Raw genomic sequence first — 13,551 nt, forward strand, 5'->3', positions numbered from 1 at the left:
TTAGCATTTACTTAGTTCAATAAATTTATCAATATCTTCTTCAATAGTTTTTAATGAGCTTCTCCAAAAATCTATATCATGAATATCTATATTCATAAGCTTAGCCACATCATAGAGCTTCATTTTTCCTGTGACACTTAAAAGTTTGTTATAGTCACGTGCAAAATCCCTACCTGTTTTTAAGTATCTAGCATATAATCCCTTTGAAAACAACAAACCAAAGGCATATGGGAAGTTATAAAAATTGTAGTCGCTATCATAATAATGTGGTTTGCATATCCACATATAAGGATGAAGATATTTTTCATCAAGGGCATCGCCATAAGCTTCTTTTTGGGCAGTTATCATTAAAGAATTAAGTTCTTCAGAGGATAAAGAACTATTTTCTCTATGTTTAAATAATTCACTTTCAAAGAAAAATCTGCTGTATATATCAACTATTACTTGAGCACAATCACTTATTTCACTTTCCAGTATTGAAAAGGCCTCTTCCTTTGTTGCAGATTTTATTGCTGCTTTTTTTACTATAGTTTCGCAGAATGTTGAAGCGGTCTCTGCAATAGGCATTGGGTAATCACTATTTAATATACTCTCCTTATTTAAACATTCACCATGGTAGCCATGACCAAGCTCATGAGCAAGAGTAACTACATCAGTAAATCTGTCACCATAATTAAGCATAAATCTACTTTCGCCTATAGCATGAATATTATTGCAGAAGGCGCCGCCCACTTTGCCTTCCCTAGGTTCTACATCAATCCAATTATTATTAAAAGCTTTCTGTGCATAGTTTGCAAGCTCACCACTAAAGGTTTTAAAGTTTTCGTAGACAAAAGCTTTACCTTTTTCATAAGGAAATTCCATATTAACTGTGCCTATTGGGGCAAATATATCATAAAATGCTAAGCCATTTTCTTTTTGAAGAAGCTCTCCTTTTCTTTTAAAGTACCTTCTAAAGCTAGGAAAGCTCTCCTTCATGGCAGCAAGCATAGACTCTAAGGTTTCTTTATCCATTCTTGAGTTTAATAAAGCCTCTTCTAAAGGAGATTCATATCCTCTTATTTTAGATATAGTTATAACTTCACCTTTGATTCCATTTAAAGAAGCAGCCACAGCATCTTCTATTTTTTTGTAAGAATTAATTTCTGCTTCGTAAGCTTTTCTTCTAAGAGATTCATCTTTATCATAGGCCATATTTCTTATAACTGTAAGAGGAAGTTGTTTGTTTTCTCCATCAAGTTCTATATCTACTTTTAATGAGGAAGTTAACAAGTCTCTCAGCTTAGACCATGAGCTAGAGCCCGTGTTTTTCATTTTAGCTATTACTGCCTCTTCTTTATCGCTTAGTAGGTATTTATTATTTTGCTTTATTTCCATTAAATAAAAAGAATGCTCTTTTAATAAGTCTGATTGTTCCACAATATTATTTAGGTTTTCAATTTTTCCAATCCAGCTTTTAATCTTGGATTCACCTGGTGCTAGAGAGGAAGCCTTTTGTTCTAAGCTTTCTAAGTTTTTCAATGCTGCTTTATTGCTAGTTTCAACGCTTAAAGTAAGTTCACAAAAGGCAAAGAGTTTGCTAAATAGCTTTTCTTGATAGCTTATTTTATTTATATAGTCTTCTAACTTTGAAACAACATTATCGTAGTTTTTTGTAACCTGATTTACCCAATCACTGAAACTTTCGATATATTTTACACACTCAATTAAATCTTGTTTAAAATTTTCACTTTCAAAGGATTCATAGAGTTCTTTTAGACTCCAATTTAGACTCATAGGTAGTACCTCCTAGAAATAAATTTGATATAGTTAATATTAACATTATTATGTATTATATGTAATAACTAAATTTAAAATAATATAATGTTTGGAATCATATCAGGATGTAAGGTACTTGTCATATATTTAAGCTAATATTAAAATGTAAATAGGATTTTAAGTTTTATATGAAGTATTTTATTCTATCTGAACCCTAGAATCCGTTGTTTGGAGCGAGAGAATCCTACCTTCAGCTTATGGAAGATAAGATTCAACAGCTATAGAATAAACATATATTTGAAGGGAGCTAATTATGCCTATTTTTGGACTAAGTGACGATTTAATATTTCCTCATCCTTCTCTTGCAGAGGAAGATGGACTTTTAGCAGTAGATGGTGACTTGTCACCTGAGAGATTAATCCTTGCATATCGCAATGGAATTTTTCCGTGGTTTTCAGAAGATGAACCAATACTTTGGTGGTCTCCTGACCCTAGATTTATTCTTTACCCAAAGGATATCAAGGTTTCTCACTCTATGAAAAAGCTGCTTAAAAAGAATACATATAAAATTTCCTTTGATACTTGTTTTAGAGATGTTATATCAAATTGTTCGAATTTAAGAAAAGAAAGTGGTACATGGATCACTAATGATATGATAGAAGCTTATTGTAAGCTTCATGAACTTGGCTATGCACATTCTGTGGAAGCCTGGTATGAAGATAAATTAGTTGGTGGATTATATGGTATAAGTATCGGAAAATGCTTCTTTGGAGAATCTATGTTTTCAACTATGAGCAATGCTTCAAAGGCTGCTTTTATTACCCTTTGTAAGAAACTAGAGGTGAAAGAATATATTATGGTAGACTGTCAGGTTTATACTGAACATCTTGAAAGTTTAGGGGCAGTAAATGTTTCAAGAGAAAAATTTTTAGAGCTTGTGGAAGAGGGGATTTCAATTTAATATTTAACATATTAAATTACATAACTTATATTATAATAATTTACAATGATAACATGTATATGTGAATTTAATAGTGAAAATTTACTTATAGATGAAACAATAATAGTATATAAAAGAACCAGAGAGGCGATGATGTAATGGCAGTAAAAATTTTAACAGATAGTACAAGCTATATAGATAAGACTATTGAAAACCAATTAGATATAAGAGTAGTTTCTTTAAACGTAATGTTTGGAAACGAAAGTTTTAAAGAAAGAGAGATAGATAATGAAGTTTTTTATAAAATAATGGAGGAAAGAGGTATTCCAACTTCTTCCCAACCTTCTGTACAGGAACTATATAACGAGATGGAGAAGATTGTGCAAAATGGAGATTCTATTCTTTGCATTTTTATATCGTCACATATGAGTGGTACCTATTCTACTGCACATGCAGTAAGAGAGATGATTTTAGAGGTATATAAAAATGCTGAAATAGAAATAGTAGATTCCACTTCAAATTCTATGCAGCTTGGGTTTTCAGCCGTTGTAGCAGCAAGGGCTGCATTAGAAGGTAAAAATTTAGGCCAAGTTAAAGAAATAGCGCAAGAAAATATAAAAAGAAGTAGATTTCTATTTATTCCAGATACACTTGAATATCTTAAAAAAGGTGGAAGGATTGGTCGGGCAAGTGCTTTAATTGGTAATTTTTTGAAAATTATTCCTATTTTAACTGTAGAAAACGGGATAACAACAGTCTTAACTAAGGTTAGAACAAAGAAAAAAGCAATAGCCACAATGATTGATAGGATGTGTGAGGATATTAAAAAGTATGGATTAGGAGAAATTGTTGTACATCATATTAATGCTTATGATGAAGCACTGGAACTTGCAGGGGAATTAGAAGAAAAACTGAAAATTAAAATTGGAATATGTTCAATAGGACCAGTTATTGGAACTCATGTTGGGCCTGGTGCCATTGCAATTGTGTATTATACAGAAAGAAATATGAGATAATCAAAATTATAAATAAATATTTTATTTTTTTCTATCTTTGTAATGGGGGCACATCTTAGAACAGCTTCCACAGCTGCTGCATTGTTTGCTGCTATTTTTTATTTTTTTATACATGATATAAACAGCAGAAACAATTATTGCAGCAGCAATAAAAACCTCACAAAAATTCTTAAAATCCATAAAAATACCTCATTCCTATATTATAAAATAAAAATGAAACTATCCAAGCGGTAGCAAATTGGTAAAATACTGAGGTTAAAGCCATCTTAGTTCCGAATTCCTTTTTTAAAGTTATTATAGTTGAGGCACAAGGAGTATATAAAAGAATAAAAAGTAAAAAGCTTAAAGATGACATTGTATTAAAATGCTGCACTATAGTTGTTGAGAGATTACCACCATATAAAACTCCCAAGGTACCTGCAATAACTTCCTTACCCATTAAACCAGTGAGCAGCGAAACTGAATTCTGCCAGTTTCCAAAGCCTAGAGGATTAAAAATAGGTGAAATTGATTTTCCTATAAATGCTAAGAAACTTTCGTTTATATTTACCATACCTTTAAAACTAAAATTAGAAAGTGTCCAAGTTATAATAGACATTGAAAATATAATAGTTCCTATTTTCTTTAGAAACCCTTTACCTTTTTCCCATGTATGCACAAGCAATAGTTTTAAGTCTGGCATTGTGTATGCTGGCAGTTCGTCAATATATGGTTCGTAATTCGATTCCTTCACTAGAAGTTTAAAAATTAAGCTGTAAATAAAAGCTACAAGCACACCAGTGGCATACATAAAGGCGAGAACTATAATTTCCTTTTCGTGAAAGAATATAGTAGCAAAAAGCATATAAACAGGAAGTTTTGCATTACAGGACATAAGTGGTATCAGTAGTGCTGTAATATTTCGCTCTCTTTCATCTTCAATATTTTTGGCAGCTATTAAAGCTGGCACAGAACAGCCAAAGCCTACTATCATTGGCATAAATGACTTACCAGATACTCCACCCATATTCATAATTCTATCCATAAGAAAGGCAACTCTATTCATATATCCGCTATCTTCTAAAAAGGATAATATAGAAAACAGTGTTAGTATTACTGGAAGAAATACCAATACTGAGCTTATACCAGATATAATCCCATCGATTAAAAGTGACTTAAACCAAGGGCTCTGATGAGATAATAATTTATCAACGAGAGGTATGGTATAGTCAAATAACGCACTTCTTAAAGCATCGGAAAGGGGAGTGCCTACCCAGGAAAATACTATCTTAAAAATAAAGAAAACAATGCATATAAAAATAGGATAAGCTAAGTATTTATTTAAAACAATCCGGTCTATTTTTTCAGTTATATTAACTATATTATACTCCTCAACACTTACACAAGACTCTAATATTTGTTCTATATAGGAGTACATATGTTTTTCAGTCGTCATATTTTCAGGTAGGGGATTAGGCAGTGAAAAATTAGCTTCTTTTATATATTTATGCATAACCCTCACCTGATGTTTATTAAGTTTATCTATAGGTATAATTTTAATTCCTAACATATGTGAAAGATTTTCATGATCTACATATATACCATTTTTTTCAGCTTTATCAACGGTATTTAAAACCATTACCATTGGGATGTTTAACTTAGTTAACTGTAAAGTTAAATAAAGGTTTCTTTCCAAATTTGCAGCATTGACAATGTTAATTATCAAGTCCACTTTATTTTCTTTTATATAATCAATAAATAGTGCCTCAGTTTTAGAATTGGTATCTATAGAGTAAATTCCAGGAAAAGCAACTATTTTAGTATTTTTATCTATAAAGCCTTGCTGCTTATCTATTTTAGAGTTTCCTTCTTCATCTGATTTTTGCTGTACATGAGCAATTTTATTAAAAAAAGTTTCTTGTCCAACATTTGGATTACCAATTAAAGCACAAACAGTCATATTTTGCTCCTTCTCTATAAGTCTTTTTATAATGAAGTTATTTTATTTATAGGCAAATATATTAGTATTTCAGATTAATTTAAATACGAGACATAAGCTCTCTACTTGTTTTCACTATACTAATTATATCAGCACAATGGCAATAAATGAAAGTCATTTTCATAACAAGTATAAATTTATGTTTATATAAAATAGTAAAAAATAGTTTTGTAGGGTATAATGTAATATTATAGTAACATAGAAATTTTATAGAATGGCAGGGGACTTAAAATATATGAAGAGATTAAAAATAACAACATTAATGGTGGTGTTAATAGCTATAGTTATTTCATCAGCAGTATATATAAAGGGAACTGCATCAAAATCTGATAACTCTAAAAAAAATGAAAGCACCGCAACTACAAAAGTACCTGAGGACCATGGGCTTACATTTTCTGTTTTAGGAGATGTGCATGGGAATGCTGCTAAGTTAGATAATGCCATTAATGATTTGCATGGTGTAAAAGAAAATATGGATGCAATGATATTAAATGGTGACAATGTGGATCAAGGCCTAAAAAATCAGTATGATGTAATAAAAAATACCTTAAATAAAGATCGTGAACTATTACCCAAAACCATAATTAAAAACATCGGCAATCATGATTATTTTGATTATCAAAGAGGACCAAATAAACCTGAGGATGTTGAGAGGTTTAAAAACATGTATTTGGATTTCGCTGGTGAAAAGTCAGTATATCATGATACCTGGATTAAGGGGTATCACTTTATATCTTTAGGGTCCGAATCTGGAAATACAAAGGAATTAGGTGCAGTAAATGCCTTTTTATCTCAAAAGCAATTAGATTGGTTAAAGGAAAAATTAGCTGAAAAACACGAAAAGGGCAAACCTATTTTTGTATTTTTACACCAGCATTTAAGCACAAGTATAAAAGGGTGGATGGGAGTAGAGCAAAGAAGGGAACTTAATAAAATTTTATCATCATATCCTGAAGTTATTTTGTTTACATCTCATACTCATGTTTTGTTAAGTGTAGATAATATAAAACAAAATCAGCCTTTTACCACAGCTCATACAGGAGCGGTAAGTTATGCTATACTTCCAGAAGATTATAAAATAAAGAGACTTTATGATGAGAGTCAAGGCCTATATGTTGAAGTACAAGGAAATAAGACTACTATTAAGGGAAGAGACTTTGTAAAAAAATCTTGGATATTCTCAAAAGAGATTTCAAGTGCAAGTGAATAATAAAAAAATGCGAAGCATTTTTTAGAGGACAGAGGACAATTGACAGAGGACAATGAAGGAGGATTTTTCTACGTTACACTACGAAAAATCTTTGATTATATTTATAAGCAGATGTTTCACATTAGTGAAACGAGCTCAAAAATAAATTAGTTTTCTGACGTAAGGAGGAAAACTCACCTTCACTGTCCACTGTCCTCTGTCAAATGTCCTCTGATAAAAATATTGCTTCGCAATATTTTTATAGTGTATAAGTTGGCTTTTGTTTTTATTTTACAATAGAAGTATATTTTCTTTTTCGCACTCTTCAATCATTTCTTGTGGCCATAAAGCAGCTTGAACTTCGCCTATATGAGCCTTTCTTAAGAAGAACATACAAATTCTTGATTGACCTATTCCACCACCGATTGTATATGGAAGCATTTTGTTTATAAGCATTGTGTGATATTCAAGCTCTCTTCTATCTTGGCATCCACTAAGTTCTAATTGTCTTATAAGAGCTTCTTCATCAACTCTTATACCCATTGATGATAGTTCAACAGCTCTATCAAGAATCGGATACCAGAAAAGGATATCTCCATTTAATTCCCAATCATCATAATCTGGTGATCTGCCATCGTGTTTTTCTCCAGATTTTAAAGTCTTACCTATCTGAGATATAAATACTGCTCCAAATTCTTTTGCTATAGCATCTTCTCTTTCTTTTGGAGTAAGTTCTGGATATTTATCTTCAAGTTCTTGTGAAGTTATAAATGTAATCTTTTCAGGAAGGATTTCTTCTATAGCAGGATATAACTGGTGAATAAATTCTTCTGTATCCTTAAATACTTTATAAATAGCTTCTACAGTATTTTTTAAGGTACCCATTGTCCTATCTGTTTTGTTTATAACTTTTTCCCAATCCCATTGATCAACATATATTGAATGAAGGTTATCGAGATCCTCATCTCTTCTTATAGCATTCATATCTGTGTAAATTCCTTCTCCGACCTCAAAGCCATATCTTTTAAGTGCTATTCTTTTCCACTTTGCAAGTGACTGAACGATTTCTATATCTGAATCATCTATTGCTTTTGCATCAAAAGCTACAGGTCTTTCAATGCCATTTAAATTGTCGTTTACACCTGTGCTGCGTTTTACAAATATAGGTGCTGAAACTCTTGTAAGGCTAAGCTCTTCTGCAATTCTTTTTTCGAAAAAGTCTTTAAGTTTTTTTATTCCAATTTCAGTTTCTATTATATTATGAACTGGTTTATATCCTTCCGGTTTGATTAATGAACTGTACAACATTTCCATAATTTTTTCCTCCTACAAATTGATAATTTAAATTACTATGTTTTTTACAATAAAAAAAGCCTTTTCATCCCATAAAAGGGACGAAAGGCAAACTTCCGCGGTACCACCCAAATTAGCTAAATAGCTCACTTTAAATCAGTACAGAATAAAAATTCGATACTGTCCAATATTTAACGGATTGGTTCCGTCTAAGCCTACTTTCAAAGGATTTCGGTTAGAAACTCCGAGACGTTCTTCATATATAGGTATCATATCAGGCTTCCACCATTCCCGACTCTCTATAAATATCCCCATAACTACTCTTCTCTTCATAGTATTTAAGTTCGTTATATTTATTATTGTTAACTGTTGAGTAAATTATAATTCTATTTTTAAAATATGTCAATATTAATTTTTTAGTTTTTTGATAAAATTATTGAAAAACTGAAAATAAATATGCGAGTTAAACTTGGTGTTTCTTAGCGTTTGGGCAATATTTTTGATAAATTGTTATTTGCAAAATATTAAAAAATAACTTAAGTTTAAAAGAAAATATTCTTTAAACACCTATAAGCTCAAAAGCAAAAACTTAAAGCTAATTTGGAAATAGGTTAGAGAATATTTTAAAATTAGAAAATTATATTTCCTAGGAAATAAATGTATTTAGTTCCATTAATAAGGCGAATAGCATATGCTCTTTATGTGTATATATTAAAGAATTTTATAGAGCAATAGAGTAATTTATGATACTATAATTTTTAGAACGTACCTTAAAGGAGGACAAGTAACATGATAAAGCTTATTGCAACTGACATGGATGGTACCTTGGTAAATGATCAGGGAAAAATAAATGAAAAGATATTTGATTTAATAAATAATCTAAATGAAAAAGGTATAAAATTTTTAGCAGCAAGTGGACGATCTTATGATCAGCTTAATAAAAACTTTGAAAAAGTAGATACAAATATGATATTTATTGCACATAATGGCGCTCTCATAAAATATAATAGGAACGGTAAAACATTGTATTCAAATTGTATTTCTCAAGAGGATATACAGGAAGTAATAAATTTTGAGCGTGAATTTGGTGAAGAGTTGTTTTTATTTGGGGCAGAAGATGGATATATAGTAAATCCATCAGAGACATTATTACATCAATTCAATACTTTTGGAGTTAAAGCAGTAGTACTAGAATCCTTTAGTGAAGTAAAGGATCCTATTTATAAAATAACCTATTATGTAAAAGATGGAGTAAAAGCACCTATGCTTCAATACTTAAAAAATAACCTTAATGATAACCTTGAATTTGTTGTATCAGGGGATTGTTGGATAGATATAATGAACAGGGGAGTAAGTAAGGGAAATGCCATAAAAATACTTCAGGAAAAGTTTAAAATAGAAGAGAAGAATACAATGGTTTTTGGGGATTATTATAATGATCTAACTATGTTTAAAACAGCGCATTATAGCTATGCTATGGAGAATGCTCCAGAAGATGTAAAAAAACATGCTAACTTTGTAGCTAAAAGTAATAATGATGATGGTGTTTATAATGTAATTTATAAGTATGCATCTTCAATTTAAAATTATGTAGTGCTCAAAGACCGAAAGTTAACTTATACGCCGGGATATGTTTCCAAGCTTCAGCACGTTAAAAACTTTTAGCCGTTCTAAAGCTTGTGCTTCAAGACAACCTAAGAACTTTCGAGAACTCGCTTCGCTCAAACAACTCTAAAGTTCTAAGGTTCTCTTAAAGCCCTTCGCTAAGACTGGAACAAAGTTTTTAAATCTACTTCGGCTTTGGAAACATATCCCTCTGTATAAGTCAACTTTCTAGTTAGTAACCCTATAGCTCAATATATTTTAATGTGACTAGCTTTATTTTAATGTGAAGTATATAATTAGAATGTCCTTGGGAAAATTAAGAAAAGGATAAGAAAATAAATTAAAGGTGGTACTATATGAGAAACTTAAAAATGTCAATTGAGTATGACGGAACTAGATATAAAGGATGGCAAAAGCAAAAAGGCGATATTCCAACTATACAAGCTAAGATAGAAAATGTGTTATCTAAAATGACAGGAGAAGATATCCAGGTAGTAGGTTGTGGAAGAACTGACTCAGGGGTACATGCTGAAAATTATATAGCAAATTTCCATACTAATTGTACTCTAACTGTAGATGATATGTTAAATTATTTATATGAATTTTTGCCTGAAGATATAGTAGTAAAGTCTATGAAAGATACAACGGAAAGATTTCATGCAAGATATAATGTGAAATCAAAAACTTATGTATATAGAATAAATAATAATAGATTTAGAAATGTATTTAGTAGAAAATATGCTTATCATACTGAGGATGAATTAAATCTAAATGAAATGAGAAATGCAGCAGAGGTTTTAATAGGAACTCATGACTTTAAGAGTTTTACCAGCTTAAAGTCCAGCACTAAGTCCACTGTTAGAACTATTAATTATATACATATAACAGAAGATAACGGAATGATAGAAATTGAGGTAAACGGAAATAGCTTCTTGTTAAATATGGTAAGAATTATTACAGGAACTCTTTTAGAGGTAGGTAAAGGCAATCTTAAGAGATCCGATATGGAAAAAATATTAAAGGAAATGAAAAGGTCAGAAGCAGGACCAATAGCTCAGGCAAAGGGCTTATGTTTAAAAAGCATTCAATACTAAAGGTAAATTTCTATTAAAACAAGATTAAATTTATAAATTTAAACCTGCCAGTATAAAAACTGGCGGGTTTTTTGGTATAATGTTCTTAGACAGTTATGTTTAATTCAAGAGGAATACAATTTAATTAGGAAATTTTTCATATATAATAAAATATTGGTGTATATATTAGATAAACTTTTGAGATTAAGCTAATTTGCCAAGAATCCTGTTTATAGGAAATAAGCAGAGTAATGATTGCTGACTTAGAGGGGGTAATATAATGAGACTTGTGCCAATACAATATGCTAAAGCGGGAAGTTTTTTAGCGAAAACTATTTATGATGACAAAGGCGCGGTTTTATTAAGAGAAGGTGTAAAGCTTACTGAAAATTATATTAAAAGAGTAAAACAATTAGGTATATTCAGTATGTACATAAATGATGAATATAGTGATAAGGAAGTTGAGGATTTAATAAAACCAGAATTAAGGCAAAAGGCTATTAAAACTATAAAGGATACCTTTTATAGCTTTGACAAGTTCAATTTAAATTCAGGAAAAAGTAGTGCACAGGATAAAAAACTTATAGCAGAAAAACAAAATTATTTTAAGTCTATTGGCGATGTTGTTAATGAACTTATGGGGGAGCTTCTTGGTAGAAGAACTGTTTTAATTAATATTGTAGATATAAAAAGTACAGATAGCTATACTTATCAGCATAGTGTTAATGTGGCTGTTTTATCTTTGGTAATAGGCATACAACTACAATTAGATAAGAAAAAATTATACGATTTATGCTTAGGAGCACTCATTCATGATATAGGTAAGGCGCTAATACCAGATAGTATATTGCAAAAAAATGATAAACTTACAGAAGAAGAAATTAAAATTGTGAGAGAACACACAAAGAGAGGATATGATTTTTTAAAAGGTAGTATAGATATATCAGCAGTTTCCAGAATCATAGCCTTACAGCATCATGAAAGAGAAGATGGAAAAGGATACCCAGATAAGAGAAGCAATGATGAAATAAATCAATTAGCTAAAATAGTGGCAGTTGCTGACGTGTATGATGCACTGACATCAGACCGCCCGTACAGAAAAGCTATGAGTCCTAATGATGCAGTAGAATACATTATGGCAAATGGACAAACTCAATTTAGCTATGAAGTAGTCAAAGCTTTCAGCAGGTCTATAGTCCCATATCCAGAAGGAACTATAGTGAGATTAAGCAACGAAGAAATAGCAGTAGTAGAAGAAGTTTATCCTAATTTTACACTAAGACCTAAAGTTAAAATTATAAATAAAAAAAATGAAAAAGGTGAAGACTTATATAGAGATCTTAGGTGTGAATTGGGATTAGTTATAAAGGGGCCAGAGTACGAAGTTGTAGAATAATAAAGTATAGAATAAGATTAAGAGAGAAATTTCTTAGTCTTTTTTATTTTTTGCAGTGTTTTATTGAATTAACTTTTACAAAGAATGAGAAGCAATATAATTGCATATAGAGTAGAAGTTTCTAAAAGGCTACTTGACATTACCAAGTAGTGGATGTATTATTAAAACATAAGCTATTATGTAATACAAAGTAGGTGATTTAGTGGCTAATACTACACAGATATTAAAGGGACTTCTTGAAGGATGCATTCTAAAGGTAGTAAATAACAATGAAACATATGGCTATGAAATATGTGAGAAATTAATAGAATTTGGTTTTAAAGATATTTCGGAAGGTAGTGTATATCCTATACTTATAAGATTAGAAAAGAAAAAATTATTATATTCTGTTATGAAAAAATCTCCTTTAGGACCTATGAGAAAATATTATTACCTTACAGAAGAAGGTGTTACCGAATTAAAGGAGTTTATATCATCATGGGAAGAAATTAAAAAAAACATTGATAATGTATTGGGGGAGTAAACGATGTTATCTGCAATTAGATTAAAAAGAATTAGATTTAAAGAGCAGAAAAAATTGAGTGAAGGGAATCTATGTTTATACAGGAATATAACTGAGTATATTCAAAGCAGCAACTTAACACTTAGGGAAAAAGAAGAAGTTTTGCAGCAAATCATGGATATGATGCTGCAGGCGCAAATTGAAGATAAATGTATAGATTTGTTTATTGGAAAAGACTATGAAGTGTTTTGTAAATCAATTATTGATGAATATAATAATAGCAAGAGTAGGTCCTACAAAATAATTAGCTATACGCAAAAATATTTAATGTTAATTATATTAATTGTAGCTATAATGGGTTTTTCTAATATACTTAATGGTGATTCTGTTAATTTTACTATTACTATGGATCAATTTATAGAAACAAATGCATTATGTATACTTATAATATTTATTTTAAAACTTAAAAGGCAGGGGACTGTATCGGTTCTCCCTGCATATGTTCCTGAATATATTCCAGGACATAAAAGAATCAATTCCAGAATCAATATAAATGATAAAAGCATAATAGGACCTATAGCCATTCTCATGATTATTATGTTTTGTGTAAAGTTTATAATTGAAAAGCTTTTTGGGTTGAATACTATGAATTATAATATTAACTTATATGATAATATTTACTGTATAGTTACTATACTGGCAGTAGTTGGATTAATGGAAATATATAAAAGAACATGTGACAATAAATAGTTTTTGGATAAACAGAAACTATGGGCAATACAAAAAACGTGCTGGAAGTGA

General features: G+C 30.5%; 12 protein-coding genes and 1 other annotated feature. Of the genes, 8 read left to right on the forward strand and 4 right to left on the reverse strand.

The features are described 5' to 3' along the window. Window positions 1-1,776, reverse strand: coding sequence for a M3 family oligoendopeptidase (locus tag I6U51_RS21370; RefSeq protein ID WP_211144586.1), 1,776 nt, complete (start codon window positions 1,774-1,776; stop codon window positions 1-3). 295 nt (window positions 1,777-2,071) lie between these two features. Here I6U51_RS21370 and aat point away from each other — a divergent pair, with 295 nt between their 5' ends. Next, window positions 2,072-2,719 (forward strand): leucyl/phenylalanyl-tRNA--protein transferase, encoded by a 648-nt coding sequence (gene aat, locus I6U51_RS21375; RefSeq protein ID WP_211144587.1) that lies wholly within the window; start codon window positions 2,072-2,074, stop codon window positions 2,717-2,719. A gap of 137 nt (window positions 2,720-2,856) precedes the next feature. Further along, window positions 2,857-3,714, forward strand: a complete 858-nt coding sequence (locus I6U51_RS21380; RefSeq protein ID WP_211144588.1) for a DegV family protein — start codon at window positions 2,857-2,859, stop codon at window positions 3,712-3,714. A 21-nt stretch (window positions 3,715-3,735) separates the two neighbouring features. On the opposite strand, the gene I6U51_RS21385 is transcribed toward I6U51_RS21380, so the two are convergent. Both I6U51_RS21385 and feoB read right to left on the reverse strand, forming a co-directional pair. After that, window positions 3,736-3,894 carry a FeoB-associated Cys-rich membrane protein gene (locus I6U51_RS21385; protein ID WP_178907968.1) on the reverse strand — a complete coding sequence of 53 codons (159 nt, stop codon included), beginning with the start codon at window positions 3,892-3,894 and terminating at the stop codon, window positions 3,736-3,738. Beyond that, window positions 3,884-5,653 (reverse strand): ferrous iron transport protein B, encoded by a 1,770-nt coding sequence (feoB, locus tag I6U51_RS21390; RefSeq protein WP_211144589.1) that lies wholly within the window; start codon window positions 5,651-5,653, stop codon window positions 3,884-3,886. The genes I6U51_RS21385 and feoB overlap by 11 nt, the downstream gene beginning before the upstream one ends. Window positions 5,654-5,927: 274 nt before the next feature. Here feoB and I6U51_RS21395 point away from each other — a divergent pair, with 274 nt between their 5' ends. Further along, window positions 5,928-6,902 (forward strand): metallophosphoesterase family protein, encoded by a 975-nt coding sequence (locus tag I6U51_RS21395; protein ID WP_211144590.1) that lies wholly within the window; start codon window positions 5,928-5,930, stop codon window positions 6,900-6,902. Between the two features lie 270 nt (window positions 6,903-7,172). Here the strand turns inward: I6U51_RS21395 and asnA are convergent, their stop codons facing one another. Next, on the reverse strand, window positions 7,173-8,189 hold the full coding sequence (gene asnA, locus I6U51_RS21400; RefSeq protein WP_425489788.1) for an aspartate--ammonia ligase: 1,017 nt from the start codon (window positions 8,187-8,189) through the stop codon (window positions 7,173-7,175). A gap of 79 nt (window positions 8,190-8,268) precedes the next feature. Then, window positions 8,269-8,516: a binding site (T-box leader), on the reverse strand. A gap of 447 nt (window positions 8,517-8,963) precedes the next feature. On the opposite strand from asnA, the gene I6U51_RS21405 reads away from it, so the two are divergent. From I6U51_RS21405 to I6U51_RS21425, 5 genes are all read left to right on the forward strand, one after another. Continuing rightward, on the forward strand, window positions 8,964-9,758 hold the full coding sequence (locus I6U51_RS21405) for an HAD family hydrolase (RefSeq protein WP_211144592.1): 795 nt from the start codon (window positions 8,964-8,966) through the stop codon (window positions 9,756-9,758). A 377-nt stretch (window positions 9,759-10,135) separates the two neighbouring features. Beyond that, window positions 10,136-10,873 (forward strand): tRNA pseudouridine(38-40) synthase TruA, encoded by a 738-nt coding sequence (gene truA / locus I6U51_RS21410; RefSeq protein WP_211144593.1) that lies wholly within the window; start codon window positions 10,136-10,138, stop codon window positions 10,871-10,873. 259 nt (window positions 10,874-11,132) lie between these two features. Then, window positions 11,133-12,248, forward strand: a complete 1,116-nt coding sequence (locus tag I6U51_RS21415) for an HD-GYP domain-containing protein (RefSeq protein ID WP_211144594.1) — start codon at window positions 11,133-11,135, stop codon at window positions 12,246-12,248. Window positions 12,249-12,450: 202 nt separating this feature from the next. Continuing rightward, window positions 12,451-12,771, forward strand: a complete 321-nt coding sequence (locus tag I6U51_RS21420; RefSeq protein ID WP_211144595.1) for a PadR family transcriptional regulator — start codon at window positions 12,451-12,453, stop codon at window positions 12,769-12,771. A gap of 3 nt (window positions 12,772-12,774) precedes the next feature. Then, window positions 12,775-13,500 carry a hypothetical protein gene (locus I6U51_RS21425; protein ID WP_211144596.1) on the forward strand — a complete coding sequence of 242 codons (726 nt, stop codon included), beginning with the start codon at window positions 12,775-12,777 and terminating at the stop codon, window positions 13,498-13,500. Window positions 13,501-13,551: the final 51 nt, after the last annotated feature.

This window comes from Clostridium aciditolerans (assembly GCF_016316925.1).
Classification (GTDB): domain Bacteria; phylum Bacillota; class Clostridia; order Clostridiales; family Clostridiaceae; genus Clostridium_AM; species Clostridium_AM aciditolerans.